Genomic DNA, 12,628 nt, shown 5'->3' with positions numbered 1-12,628 from the left:
CTCCGCCGCCCACGATGTCGCCATGACCAGCGAATCCGCTCTCCTCACCGCCGGCACCGGCCACGGCCCCGGCGTCGTCGACCCGCGCCGCGCCGCGCGCTTCCCCCGCCCCGGCACCGGCGGCGCCCGGACCCGCTGGCGCGGCGCGGACCCCCACCTCCGCGACCTCGTGCGGGACCATGCGACCGCCGTCGGCTCCCCGCTCCTCGAGGACGACTCCGCGGCCGCCGCCTGCGAGGTCCTCGACCCCGCCACGCTGCTCGCCGGGCCTCCGCGCGCCGATCGTCCGCTCCCGCTGCTGGTCGTCGTCGACGCCGTCGACGAGTCCGCCGTGCCCTCCGCGGTGTGGGAGGCCGCGCTCGCCGCCGGGGCCCGCGCCGTCCTCCCCCTCCCCGCCCGGTCCGATCGTCTCCTCGCCGAGCTCGCCGCCCTCAGCAGGCCCGACGACGCCGCGCTCGTCGTGGGCGTCGCCGGGGGCTGCGGCGGCGCCGGCACCTCGAGCCTCGCCGCCCGCCTCGCCGGGGCCGCCGGCCGCTCCCGGAGCTCCGGCGGCGCCGGGCCCGAGGGGGACGTGACGCTGGTGGACGCCGATCCGCTGGGCGGGGGCCTCGACCTGCTCGTCGAGGCGCCGCCCACGGAAGGTGGGCGATGGCGGGAGGCGGCCGCCCTTCGCGTCGAGGACGGTGAGGCGCTGCGCGAGTCCCTGCCCCGGGTGGACGGCATCCGGCTGCTCACGAGCGGGCCCGACGGCGCCGGCGCGAGCGCACCCGCACTCGCGGGCGTCCTCGCCGCGCTGCGACCCCGGGGCGGGACCGTCGTCGTGGACCTCGGCGCGGACCTCGTGCCCGCCGCCGCTCGGCAGCTGGACCGGCTGCTGGTGCTCGTCCCCGCGAGCGACCACGCCGTCCGCGCCGCCGCCCGGCGCCTGGACCGGTGGGACCTGCCGCCCGGCCTCGCCGCGCTCGTGGTCCGCCGCCGCGGGCCCCTGGCTCCCGGCGAGGTCGCCGCCGACCTCGGCCTGCCCCTCGCGGCAGACTTCCGCGATTCCCCGCGCGGTGCCGTCCCCCTGCTCGACGTGCGCCGCCGCGGCGCCGACCGCGCCTGCCAGGAGCTCCTGGAGGACCTCCGGGACGGCGGTGCGCGATGACCGCCGCGGCCGCGAGCGCCGACCTCCTGGGCCGGGTCCGCGCGGATCTGGTCCACGCGCCCGGACCGGTGGACGTGCCCCGGATCGCCCGGGTGCTCGCGGAGGCCGGCGTCGTCGTGGGCGCGGCGACCATGCTCGAGCTCACCGAGACCGTGCGCGACCACGTCGAGGGGCTCGGCCCGCTCCAGGGACTCGCCGCGGAGGGCGTCACCGACCTCCTCGTCAACGAGGACGGCTCCGTCTGGCGCGACGACGCGGAGGGGCTGCGGCGGACGGCGGTGCACCTGACCGCCACCGAGGCCCGTGACCTCGCGGTGCGCCTCGCGACGGCCGGCGGTCACCGGCTGGACGACGCCGTGCCCTGGGCCGATGCCCACCTCCCCTCCGGCATCCGCTTCCACGCCGTCCTGCCGCCGCTCTCCCCCGGCGGCGCGATCATCTCCCTGCGCCTGCCCGGCCGTCGCCGCTGGGACCTCGACGCGCTCGCGGCCCACGGGGCCTTCTCCGCCGCCGTGCAGGAGGTGCTGCTCGCGATCGTCCGCGCCCGTGTGCCCTTCCTCGTCACGGGCGGCACGGGGACCGGCAAGTCGTCCCTGCTCGCGGCTCTGCTGCAGGCGGCGCTGCCCGACGAGCGGATCGTCGTCGTCGAGGACGTCCTCGAGCTCGAGATCGCCCACCCGCACGTGGTGCACCTGCAGTCCCGGCACGCCAACACCGAGGGCGCGGGGGGCGTCGATCTCACGGCCCTCGTGCGCCAGAGCCTGCGGATGCGACCGGACCGTATCGTGCTCGGCGAGTGCCGCGGCGGTGAGATCCGGGAGCTGCTGCAGGCCCTCAACACCGGGCACGAGGGCGGCTGCGGCACCGTCCACGCGAACACCGCGGCCGACGTCCCCGCGCGTCTCGAGGCGCTCGGCGCCCTCGGCGGGCTCGACCGCCATGCTCTCGCCGCCCAGGTCGCGAGCGCCCTCGAGGTCGTCGTCCACCTCGGGAGGCGGGAGGGCGTGCGGCGTCTCGAGGAGATCGCCGTGCTCGGGAGGGACCACCAGGGGGTGCTCGTCGCCCGCACCGCGCTGCGCACCGCGGGCGAGCGGATCCTCGAGGGACCGGGAGCGGAGGCCCTCGCCGCCCTCCTCGCCCCGGCTCCGGCTCCTGCTCCGGCCGGCACCGTGGGGAGGCGGGAGCCGTGATCGTCGTCGGACTCATGATCGCGGCGATGGCGCTTCTCGCCTGGCTGCTGCCCGCGCCCTCCTCCGTCGTCCGCGAGGTGGCGGCACCGGCCACCCCGCGCCCCACCCGCGCCGGGACGCTCGATCTCGCCCGTCTCGTGGAGCGGCTCGCCACCGTGCTCGCGACCGGCGCGAGCCTCCGCGGAGCCTGGGCGGCCGTCGCGCGGAGCCTCCCGCCCGGCGACCTCGCCGATCTCGCCCGGGCGGCCGCCGCGGGAGCGGACCCCCGCCGCAGCGCGCCGGGTGCCCTGCGCGGCTCCGCCCCGGTCGCCTCGCTCGGAGCGGCGCTCGCCGTCTGCGAGCGCACCGGCGCACCGACGGCGGCCGTGCTGCGCTCCCTCGCGGAGGCGCTGCGGGACCTCCACGACGCGGCCTCCTCACGGCGCACGGCCTTCGCGGGCCCCCGCTCCACGGCGCGCATCCTGCTCGTGCTGCCGCTCGCCGGGCTGGGCCTCGGCATGCTGCTGGGCGGCGACCCGCTGCGACTGCTCGCGACGACCGCCGCGGGGCGCGTCCTGCTGGTCCTCGGGGTGCTGCTCACCGCCGCCGGCTGGTGGTGGATGCGCCGCCTGCTGCAGCGCGCGGACCCGGCGCGGAGCACCGGGGTGGACCCCTCCGTGCTGCTCGAGCTCGTCGCGGGCGCCCTCGGTGCCGGTCTGCCGCTCGCACAGTCCTGCGCCGCCGTCGCGGAGGCGCTCACCGAGTCCCCCGAGCGGCAGGCCCTCTCCCGTCTCGCGACCGCCCTGCGCGCCGGGATCCCCGTCGACCTCGCCGCCCGCGCCCTGCCCCCGGCCCTCGCCCCGCTCGGCGAGTCCGCCGCGCTCGCCGAGGCGTCCGGCGCGGATCTCGCCCCGTTGCTCCGCTCCGCCGCTCGCGATGCCCGCCGCGGCCAGGCCCGGGCGGCGGAGGAGCGCGCGGCCCGGCTCGGCGTCACGCTCGTCGTCCCCACGGGGGTGACGCTGCTGCCGGCCTTCGTCGTGCTCGGCATCGTCCCCACCGTCATGTCGCTGCTCGGCGGCACCGTCGGACTGAGCGGCGAGGCGCTGTGAGCCCGCACCGCTCCCCCACGACCACCGGGACACCCCGGTGGGCGGGCCCTTCCCGGGCACGCCCGGCGCCGGCACCCGCCGGCGTCACCCCGACGGCGTCCGCCGTCATCGAGAAGAAGGAGGACACCATGTCCCTCACCCTGGAGCGCCTGCGCTCCCGACTGGACCGCGCCCTGCGGGACGAGACCGGCGCCTCGACCGCCGAGTACGCCATCACCGTGCTCGCCGCCTGCGGCTTCGCCGCCGTGCTGGTGGCCCTGCTGGCCTCCGGCGAGGTCCGCGAGCTGCTCATGGGCATCATCACCTCGGCCCTGTCCAAGGGGTCCTGATGCCACGGCGGCCCTGGTCCTCCCGCCTGCGGGAGGACCAGGGATCCGCCACCGCGGAGACGGCGATCGTGCTGCCCGTGGTGGTCGCGATGGTCGCCGTGCTGCTCGTCGCGGGCCTCGGCATCGGGGCCCAGGTGCGGCTGGAGAGCGCGGCCCGCGGCGCCGCCCGCGAGCTCGCGCGCGGGGAGGACCCGAGCACCGCCGCCGAGGTCGCGCAGCGCCTGGGCGGCGAGGGCACCACGGTGAGCATCGGCGGGGACGGCAGCTGGGTGCGGGTCGAGGCGCGGCGCACCTATCGCGCGGACGCCCCGCTGCTCGGCGGCGCCCACTGGGAGCTGCGCGCCGATGCGCAGGCCCACCTCGAGCCGCAGCTGCTCGAGGGCGGCGCGGGAGGCGGTGGGCCGGGTGGGGCCGGACCGGGCGAGGATGCTGCGGGCGGAGGACAGCCGTGAGCACCGGCGCCGCCGGGGTGCTCGCCTGGACCGGGGCGATGACGACCGCGGTCGCCGGCCTCACGCTGCTGGGCGCGGGGCTGCTCGCCCAGTCCCGGGCGGAGACCGCCGCCGATCTCGCCTCCATCGCCGGGGCGGACTCCCTCGCCGCGGCGAGCGGCGACCCGTGCACGGTCGCCGGTGAGGCCGCCGCCCGCAACGAGGCGCGTCTCGTCTCCTGCGAGGTGCAGGGCTGGGACGTGCTGGTCCGGGTCGAGGTCGACGCCGCACCGCTCGGCGCGATGGGGGCCCGCTCCCGGGCGGGCCCCGGCCCCGCGGAGCTGCCGTGAGCGCGGCGGCCTCAGGGGTGCAGGAGGGCCAGCAGCTCCTCGGCGCGCGGCTTGCTGAGCGGCTCGTTGCCGTTGCCGCACTTCGGGGAGACCACGCACGCGGGGCACCCGTTCTCGCAGGGGCACTCGGCGATCATGTCCGCCGTGGACCGCAGCCAGGCCGCGGCGTCGTCGGCCCCGCGCTCGGCGAAGCCCGCACCGCCCGGCGCGCCGTCGTACACGAAGATCGTCGGCTCGCCGGTGTCCTCGTGGTGCGCGGAGGAGACCCCGCCGATGTCCCAGCGGTCGCAGGTCGCGAGCAGCGGGAGCATCGAGATCGCCGCGTGCTCCGCGGCGTGCAGCGCCCCCGGGAGCTCCTCGTCGGGGATGCCCGCGGCGTCGGTGCGGGCCTTCGGCACGACCCACCACACGGCCTTCGTGGTGAGGGTGCGGGCGGGCAGGTCCAGGGGATGCTGGGCGAGCACCGCCTGGGTGAACACGTCCCGCACCTGGTAGCCGGTGACCTGGTCCGTGACGTCGACCGTGCCGAAGCACAGCCGCACGCCGTCGGCCCACTCGACCTCGCGGTCCGCCTGCCGGATCCGGATCGTCGACTGGGACTGCGGATGCGTCGAGTGCAGGGGGTCCTCGCGGTGCACCATCGCGACCGCCTGGTCCACGTCGAGGTGGTCCACCACGTAGGAGCGGCCCTGGTGGAGGTAGACGGCGCCGTCGTGGACCTGGGTGTGGGCGCTCGCGGCGTCCACCGTGCCCAGCAGCGCGCCGCTGCCCGCCTCGACGATCCGCACCGGCTCCCCGCCGCTGCCGCGCAGGTCGGTGAGGTCATGGGCCGACTCGCTGAGCGTCCAGTACCAGCCGGTGGGGCGGCGGCGCAGCACTCCGCGCGCGGCGAGGGTCGTCAGCAGCTCCCGCGCCGTGGGCCCGAAGATCCCCTCCTCGCCGTCCTTGATCGCGAGCTCCGAGGCGGCCGCGCACAGGTGCGGGGTCATCACATACGGGTTCGCGGGGTCGAACACCGCCGCCTCGACCTCCGCCCCGAACACCGTCTCGGGATGGTGGACGACGTAGGTGTCCAGCGGGTCCTCCCGCGCGACGAACAGGGCGAGCGCCCCGGGCCCGGTCTGCTTCCGCCCCGCGCGGCCCATCTGCTGCCACAGGGAGGCGCGGGTGCCGGGCCAGCCGGCGATCATCACCGCGTCGAGACCGGCGATGTCGATGCCGAGCTCGAGGGCGTTGGTCGAGGCGAGCGCCCGCAGCTCCCCGGAGCGGAGGTCGTCCTCGAGGGCGCGGCGCTCGGAGGCGAGGTAGCCGCCGCGGTACGCCTTCACCCGCCCGGCGAGATCCGCGAGGGCGCCGGATCCGTGCTGCTCCGCCTGCTGCTCGAGCAGCCGTCGGGCACCGCTCGCGACGAGCTCCGCACCCCGGCGCGACCGCGCGAAGACGAGGCTCTGGACGTCCGCCGCGACGAGGTCCGCGAGCAGGGCCCCGGCCTCGGAGGTCGCCGAGCGCCGCAGCGGCTCCTCGCTGCGACGGGGCCCCGGGGAATCGGGGGCAGCGGGGGGTCCTGCACCGTCCTCGAGCGGGCGACCGTCGATCGCCGCCTCGCGCGTGCCCGGCTCCCACAGCCCCACGGTGAGCCCGGCCCGCGGCGATCCGTCCTCGGTCACCGCGACGACGTCCTCCCCCACGAGCCGGGACGCGGAGAGCTCCGGGTTCGCGGTCGTCGCCGAGGCGAGGACGAAGGTGGGCTCGGCCCGGTAGGCGGCGGCGATGCGCCGCAGCCGCCGCATCACGAGGGACACGTGGCTGCCGAACACGCCCCGGTAGCTGTGGCACTCGTCGATCACGACATAACGCAGCGCCCGGAAGAAGGAGGCCCACTGCTCATGGCCCGGCAGGATCCCGAAGTGCAGCATGTCCGGGTTCGTGAGCACCACCGAGCCGTGCCGGCGGATCCACCGTCGCTGCTCGGTCGGGGTGTCGCCGTCGTACACGGCGACGCGGGCGTCGCGGATCTCGGCGCCGTCCGCCATCGCGGTGATGTTCGTGAGCTGGTCCGCGGCGAGCGCCTTGGTGGGGGCGAGGTAGAGGGCCGTGGCCCGAGGCGCGGAGTGGTCGAGCTCGCGCGCCCCCACCGCGCTCAGCACGGGCAGCAGGTAGGCCAGCGACTTCCCGGAGGCGGTCGCCGTGGACAGCACCACGTGCTTCCCCTCGTGGGCGAGCCTCGCCGCCTGCTCCTGATGGGTCCACGGCGCGGTGATGCCGCGTGCGGCGAGATGCTCCACGAGCCGCGGGTCCGTCCACTCCGGGAACGTTCCGCGCTTCCCCTCCCGCTCGGGGAGGTGCTCGACGTGGGTGAGGCAGCCGCGACGGGTCAGCGGCAGGGAGAGGTCGCGGAGGAGGTCGTCCGCCTGCCCTGCACGCATGCTCCTCCTCACAGGATCTTCGCGGGATCCCCCGATGTCCGGACGTCCCGGTCGGGCCCGCTGGGGCACAATCGTAGCCATGCAGACCGACGCCCTGGACGCCCCGCCGCGGGTGATCCCACCCCTGGTCAGCGCCCTGCGCGCCGACCTCCTCGCGGCGCCCTTCACGATCGCCGCGACCGAGGACCTCTACGGCCCGCTCGCCGTGGCCGCCCTGCGGCGCGAGAACCCCGTCCCTGCCCGTCGGGTCCTGCGCGGCCGCACGGATCCGCTCGCGGTGCTGCTCTCGGTGCTGACCCTGGGCGCCGCGGTCCCCCGCCCGCTGATCGACGCCGCCCTCCCCTCGCTCGGCGCGGAGGGCGCCCTCGAGCTGGGGATCCTCGTCCCCGCCGCCGGCGACGGCGAGGCGCATGCAGATGCGGGGGCGGACGCGGCCGACGGGGAGCCTCTGCTGCGCGCCGCGATCGACCTCTCCCCCTACTCCGCGCAGGACGACGCCGGCGAGATCGCCTGGTGGATCGCCTCGGACCTCTCCGAGCTCGCGACCGGGCGGCCCCTGCGCGGCGAGCACGTGCTCGGTGTGGGCGGCGCTTCCCTCACCCTCGCCCGGATCACGCCCCGGGACGAGGTGGGCTCCGTGCTCGACCTCGGCTGCGGCGGCGGGATCCAGGCGCTGCACGCCGCCCGCCACGCCCGCCGGGTGGTCGCGACGGACCTCTCCGAGCGGGCCCTCGCCGTCGCCGCCTTCAACGCGGCCCTGAACGCGGAGGAGGGCGCCGCCCCGATCGAGCTGCGCCACGGCTCCCTGCTCGAGCCGGTCGCCGGGGAGACCTTCGACCTCGTCGTCTCCAACCCGCCCTTCGTCATCACCCCGCGGGACACGGCGCTCGCGCACGACCGCACCGCGGGCGCCGAGGGCTCCTGGACCTACCGCGACGGCGGCCGCGCCGGGGACACCCTGCTCGCCGAGCTGCTGGGCGCGCTGCCCTCGCACCTCGCCCCCGGCGGTCGCGCCGTCATGCTCGGCAACTGGGAGGTGCCCACGGGCGAGGCGACGGACGCGCACCCGCGCGCCTGGCTCGACCCCGCTCTCGCCGACGGCGTGGACGCCTGGGTGATCCTCCGCGAAACCGAGGACCCGGCCCAGTACGCCGAGACCTGGGGCCGCGACGGCGGCGTCACCGAGCGCGACCCCCGCTGGCAGGACATGCAGGAGGCCTGGCTCGACGACTTCGCCGCGCGCGGCGTGGAGGGCCTGGGCTTCGGCTACCTGCTCCTGCGCCGGCCCGAGCACGGGTCCGCACCGCGACCGGGGATCCTGCGCAGCGAGGAGGCGACGGGCACCGGCTCGGGCACCCTCTCCTCCCACCTGAGCACCTCGCTCACGATGATCGACGTCCTCGCCGGGATCGACGACGACGCCCTCGCCGCCTCCCGCCCCGTGCGCGCGGCGGACGTCGTCGAGCGGCGCCACCTCACCCCCGGCGCCTGGGACCCCACGCTCATCGAGCTCGTCCAGGGGGCCGGCCTCGCCCGCGCGGTCCGTGCGGACCAGCTGCTCGCCGCCACCGTCGGCGCCCTCGACGGCACCCTCACCCTGGGCCAGACCGTCTCCGCCGTCTGCGCCCTCACCGACACCGACCCAGACCAGGCCCGCGAGACGCTGTTCCCGCAGATCCGCGAGCTGGTCACGACCGGGATGCTGAGCCTGTGACGACACCCGCCGAGCCCACCGACCCCAGGACGCCCGACGAGCCCGTCACGGCGTCCGAGCCGCACGGGCCGGACGCGCGCAGCACGTACGAGCCCGTCGCGGCGCCGCCCGCGCCGCCCGAGCGGATCCGCGTGCGCGGCGGCGTCGTCGCGCCGATCCTCTCGCTGCTCGTCGCGGCCGCCTGCGTCGTCGCGACGGTCGCGCTCGCCCGCTTCGCCGTCGGCACCGCGAGCGGGCAGCGGCTGGACCAGCTGATCCTCTCCGGCGCGCAGTCGCAGGAGGACCGCTTCTCCGCCCTCGCGGAGCTCGCCGTGGGCAGCGTGAGCGTGCCGGTGATCATCGGCGTGCTCGTGCTCGCCGTCGTGCTGGTCCTCATCCGGCGGCGGCCCGGCCTGCTCGTGCCGCTCGCGGCCCTCGTCGCGGGGGCGAACGTGACCACGCAGGTGGTCAAGCACCTCGTGGTCGTGCGGGAGGCGCTCGGCCCGGGCATCGACGTGACGCCGAACTCCTTCCCCTCGGGGCACACGGCCCTCGCGGCGAGCGCCGCGGTCGCGCTCGTGCTCGCCTCGGGTGCCGCGCGCTGGCTCGTGGCGCTGGTCGGCGCGGTCTGGACGGCCGGCGCCGGCATCGGGACGCTCGTGCTCGGCTGGCACCGCCCGAGCGACGTGGTCGGCGCGATCCTCGTGGTCGCGACCTGGACGTTCCTCGTGCTGTGCGTCGACGGCATCCACTCCCGTCTGCGCCGCTCCCGTCTCGCCCGGGCCTCGGCCCGCGGCCGCCGCCGCGCGGGCGCCCCGGCCGTCGCGGGCCGACCCCGCCACGGCGTGCTCGACTCCGCGGCGTCGGCGCTGCTGGCCCTCGTGGGCCTCGTCGCGACGATCGTCGGCCTGCTCACGCTCGCCTCGCTCTCACTGCCGCTCGACCTGCAGGACGCGGCGCAGCAGTCCGCCGGGTACACGGGAACGGCGGCGCTGGTCTGCGGCGGGACCGCTCTGTGGCTCGCGCTCGTGCTGGTCCTGCGGGTCCCGCACGTCCCGGAGCGCCCCCGCGGCGAACGTGTACCGTGAGCACTCGCCGGGAGCCCGGTGGGTACGGATCCCGCTCCCGGGACGACGGGCCGCCTGAGCGCGGCGAGGAAGGAACACGAACCGTGACTGGCGGACGGCATCTGGTGATCGTCGAGTCCCCCGCGAAGGCGAGGACCATCGGCCGATACCTCGGGGACGACTACATCGTCCTCGCCTCGGTGGGGCACATCCGGGACATCCCGGTGCCCCGCGACCTGCCGGCGGAGATGAAGAAGGGGCCGTACGGGAAGTTCGGCGTCGACGTCGAGAACGGCTTCGACCCCTACTACGTCGTCAGCGCGGACAAGAAGAAGACGGTCGCCGATCTCAAGAAGGCGCTCAAGGACGTCGACGACCTCTACCTCGCCACCGATGAGGACCGCGAGGGGGAGGCGATCGCCTGGCACCTGCTCGAGACCCTCAAGCCCAAGAAGTCCCTGCCCGTGAAGCGGATGGTCTTCCACGAGATCACGCGGGACGCGATCCAGGGCGCGCTGTCGAACACGCGCGAGATCGACGGCAGCCTCGTCGACGCCCAGGAAACGCGCCGCATCCTCGACCGCCTCGTCGGCTTCGAGCTCTCCCCCGTGCTCTGGCGCAAGATCAAGCCCTCGCTCTCCGCGGGCCGCGTGCAGTCCGTCGCGACGCGGCTCGTCGTCGAGCGCGAGCGCGAGCGCATGGCCTTCGTCGCCGCGGACTACTGGGACGTGACCGGCACCTTCGCGACCGAGGAGAGCGCCTTCACCGCCAAGGTGCAGACGGTCGACGGCTCGCGGGTCGCCTCCGGCTCCGACTTCGCCGACGACGGATCCCTCAAGCCCCGCTCGCAGGGCGCCGTGGTGCTCACCGAGGACTCCTCTCGGGTCCTCGTCGAGGCGCTCACGGGCGCCCCGGCGCAGGTCACGAGCCTCGAGTCGAAGCCGTACACGCGTCGCCCCGCCGCCCCCTTCACGACCTCCTCGCTGCAGCAGGAGGCCAGCCGCAAGCTGCGCCTCGGCGCGCGCCAGGCGATGCGGGTGGCGCAGTCGCTCTACGAGAACGGCTACATCACCTACATGCGCACGGACTCGGTGACGCTGTCCTCCGAGGCGATCCGGGCCTCCCGCGCCCAGGCCTCGGAGCTGTACGGCTCCCAGTACGTGCCGGACACGCCGCGCGTCTACCAGAACAGGTCGCAGTCCGCGCAGGAGGCGCACGAGGCGATCCGCCCCGCCGGGGACCGCTTCCGCACCCCGGCGGACGTCGCCGGCCAGCTCTCCGGGGACGAGTTCCGCCTCTACGAGCTGATCTGGAAGCGGACCGTCGCCTCGCAGATGGCCGACGCGAAGGGCACCACCTCGACCGTCGAGCTGACGCTCGCGAAGGACGACCGCACGGCGACCTTCCGCGCCGCCGGCACCGTCATCACCTTCCGCGGCTTCCTCGCCGCCTACGAGGAGGGCCGCGACGCGAGCCGCTACGGCGGCGAGGACGAGGGCGGCGACAAGCGCCTCCCGCAGATGAGCGAGGGCCAGGAGCTCGAGACCCGCGACCTCACGCCCGACGGCCACTCGACCACCCCGCCGCCCCGCTACACGGAGGCGTCGCTCGTGCGGGCGCTCGAGGAGCGCGGCATCGGCCGCCCCTCGACCTACGCCTCGACCGTCGCGACCGTGCAGGACCGCGGCTACGTGCTGCGCCGCGGCACCGCGCTCGTGCCCAGCTGGGTCGCGTTCGCCGTGGTGCGCCTGCTCGAGGAGCACTTCAAGACCTACGTCGACTACGACTTCACCGCGCAGATGGAGGAGCAGCTGGACCGCATGGCCCGCGGCGACCTCTCCCGCGCGGACTACCTGCGCTCCTTCTACTACGGCACCGGCGAGGACGGCCCGCTGGGTCTGAAGCCGATGGTCGACGACCTCGGCGACATCGACGCCCGCGCCATCAACTCGATCGAGATCGGCGAGGGGATCACCCTGCGCGTGGGCCGCTACGGCGCCTACGTCGAGCGGGCGGCGCGCGGCGAGGACGGCGAGCTGATCGAGGGGGCGGACCCGCAGCGCGCGAACGTCCCCGACGACCTCGCGCCCGACGAGCTGACCGTCGAGGCCGCGAAGGAGCTCCTCGAGCGCGCCAAGGACGACGGCCGCGTGCTCGGCACCGATCCGGCGAGCGGGCACGAGATCGTCGCGAAGGACGGCCGCTTCGGCCCCTACGTCACCGAGGTGCTGCCCGAGCCCGCGGAGGGCGAGAAGAAGGTCCCGAAGTCCAAGCAGCCCAAGCCCCGCACCGGCTCGCTGCTGAAGTCCCAGGACCTCTCCTCGATCACCCTCGAGGAGGCGCTCGCGCTGCTGAGCCTGCCGCGCGTGGTGGGCACGGACGCGGACGGTACGGAGATCACGGCGCAGAACGGCCGCTACGGCCCGTACCTCAAAAAGGGCACCGACTCCCGCTCCCTGGAGACCGAGGAGCAGATCTTCACCATCACCCTCGACGAGGCGAAGGCGCTGTACGCGCAGCCCAAGACCCGCGGCCGCGCGGCCGCGAAGCCGCCGCTCAAGGAGCTCGGCACGGATCCCACGAGCGAGAAGCCGATCGTCATCAAGGACGGCCGCTTCGGCCCGTACATCACCGACGGCACGACGAACGTGTCCCTCCGGGCGACCGAGAAGGTCGAGGAGATCACCGAGCAGGTCGCGATCGAGAAGCTCGCGGAGAAGCGTGCGAAGGGTCCGGCCAAGAAGCCGGCCCGTCGGACGACCACGACGAGGAAGAAGAGCACCACCGCTAAGAAGTGACGGCGGGGGTGGGGTGAGGATCGACCGGTCGGTCGCCGCCTCCCCGGTGCGCAGGGCGCGGAGCTGAGGCTCCGCGCCCTGCGTGCGTCCGTGCGACCTGCGGGATCGT

Annotated in this window: 10 protein-coding genes; 9 read left to right on the top strand and 1 reads right to left on the bottom strand. The window is 75.9% G+C overall.

The genetic code is table 11. From position 1 onward, the window contains the following. Positions 1–22 precede the first annotated feature (22 nt). From C1N80_RS05725 to C1N80_RS05700, 6 genes are all read left to right on the top strand, one after another. Positions 23–1,147, top strand: a complete 1,125-nt coding sequence (locus C1N80_RS05725; protein ID WP_240811248.1) for a hypothetical protein — start codon at positions 23–25, stop codon at positions 1,145–1,147. Then, positions 1,144–2,337, top strand: a complete 1,194-nt coding sequence (locus C1N80_RS05720; protein ID WP_137769900.1) for a TadA family conjugal transfer-associated ATPase — start codon at positions 1,144–1,146, stop codon at positions 2,335–2,337. Before C1N80_RS05725 ends, C1N80_RS05720 begins: the two co-directional genes overlap by 4 nt. Continuing rightward, entirely contained in the window at positions 2,334–3,425 is a 1,092-nt protein-coding gene (locus C1N80_RS05715) for a type II secretion system F family protein (RefSeq protein ID WP_240811247.1), read from the top strand. The genes C1N80_RS05720 and C1N80_RS05715 overlap by 4 nt, the downstream gene beginning before the upstream one ends. Before the next feature lie 128 nt (positions 3,426–3,553). Beyond that, positions 3,554–3,754, top strand: coding sequence for a DUF4244 domain-containing protein (locus C1N80_RS05710; protein ID WP_137769899.1), 201 nt, complete (start codon positions 3,554–3,556; stop codon positions 3,752–3,754). Beyond that, positions 3,754–4,206, top strand: a complete 453-nt coding sequence (locus C1N80_RS05705; protein ID WP_137769898.1) for a TadE family type IV pilus minor pilin — start codon at positions 3,754–3,756, stop codon at positions 4,204–4,206. The genes C1N80_RS05710 and C1N80_RS05705 overlap by 1 nt, the downstream gene beginning before the upstream one ends. After that, positions 4,203–4,535 (top strand): Rv3654c family TadE-like protein, encoded by a 333-nt coding sequence (locus tag C1N80_RS05700; RefSeq protein WP_137769897.1) that lies wholly within the window; start codon positions 4,203–4,205, stop codon positions 4,533–4,535. The genes C1N80_RS05705 and C1N80_RS05700 overlap by 4 nt, the downstream gene beginning before the upstream one ends. An 11-nt stretch (positions 4,536–4,546) precedes the next feature. On the opposite strand, the gene C1N80_RS05695 is transcribed toward C1N80_RS05700, so the two are convergent. Further along, positions 4,547–6,961, bottom strand: coding sequence for a DEAD/DEAH box helicase (locus tag C1N80_RS05695; RefSeq protein WP_137769896.1), 2,415 nt, complete (start codon positions 6,959–6,961; stop codon positions 4,547–4,549). A 79-nt stretch (positions 6,962–7,040) separates the two neighbouring features. On the opposite strand from C1N80_RS05695, the gene C1N80_RS05690 reads away from it, so the two are divergent. The 3 genes from C1N80_RS05690 (at position 7,041) to topA (ending at position 12,519) form a co-directional block, all read left to right on the top strand. Beyond that, on the top strand, positions 7,041–8,675 hold the full coding sequence (locus C1N80_RS05690) for a methyltransferase (protein ID WP_137769895.1): 1,635 nt from the start codon (positions 7,041–7,043) through the stop codon (positions 8,673–8,675). Continuing rightward, positions 8,672–9,742 carry a phosphatase PAP2 family protein gene (locus tag C1N80_RS05685; RefSeq protein WP_240811246.1) on the top strand — a complete coding sequence of 357 codons (1,071 nt, stop codon included), beginning with the start codon at positions 8,672–8,674 and terminating at the stop codon, positions 9,740–9,742. The genes C1N80_RS05690 and C1N80_RS05685 overlap by 4 nt, the downstream gene beginning before the upstream one ends. Before the next feature lie 83 nt (positions 9,743–9,825). Continuing rightward, the gene (topA, locus tag C1N80_RS05680; protein ID WP_137769894.1) at positions 9,826–12,519 is read left to right on the top strand and encodes a type I DNA topoisomerase; all 2,694 of its coding nucleotides are present in this window, start codon (positions 9,826–9,828) and stop codon (positions 12,517–12,519) included. The last annotated feature ends 109 nt before the right edge of the window (positions 12,520–12,628 follow it).

It is taken from the genome of Brachybacterium sp. SGAir0954, from assembly GCF_005490785.1.
GTDB classification, from domain to species: Bacteria; Actinomycetota; Actinomycetes; order Actinomycetales; family Dermabacteraceae; genus Brachybacterium; species Brachybacterium rhamnosum.
This window is presented reverse-complemented; position numbering and strand designations above follow the sequence as displayed.

Coding starts and splice junctions, on each gene's coding strand:
- C1N80_RS05690 (WP_137769895.1), top strand. CDS start 7,041: ATGCAGACCGACGCCCTGGACGCCCCGCCGCGGGTGATCCCACCCCTG.
- C1N80_RS05710 (WP_137769899.1), top strand. CDS start 3,554: ATGTCCCTCACCCTGGAGCGCCTGCGCTCCCGACTGGACCGCGCCCTG.
- C1N80_RS05725 (WP_240811248.1), top strand. CDS start 23: ATGACCAGCGAATCCGCTCTCCTCACCGCCGGCACCGGCCACGGCCCC.
- C1N80_RS05695 (WP_137769896.1), bottom strand. CDS start 6,961: ATGCGTGCAGGGCAGGCGGACGACCTCCTCCGCGACCTCTCCCTGCCG.
- C1N80_RS05705 (WP_137769898.1), top strand. CDS start 3,754: ATGCCACGGCGGCCCTGGTCCTCCCGCCTGCGGGAGGACCAGGGATCC.
- C1N80_RS05720 (WP_137769900.1), top strand. CDS start 1,144: ATGACCGCCGCGGCCGCGAGCGCCGACCTCCTGGGCCGGGTCCGCGCG.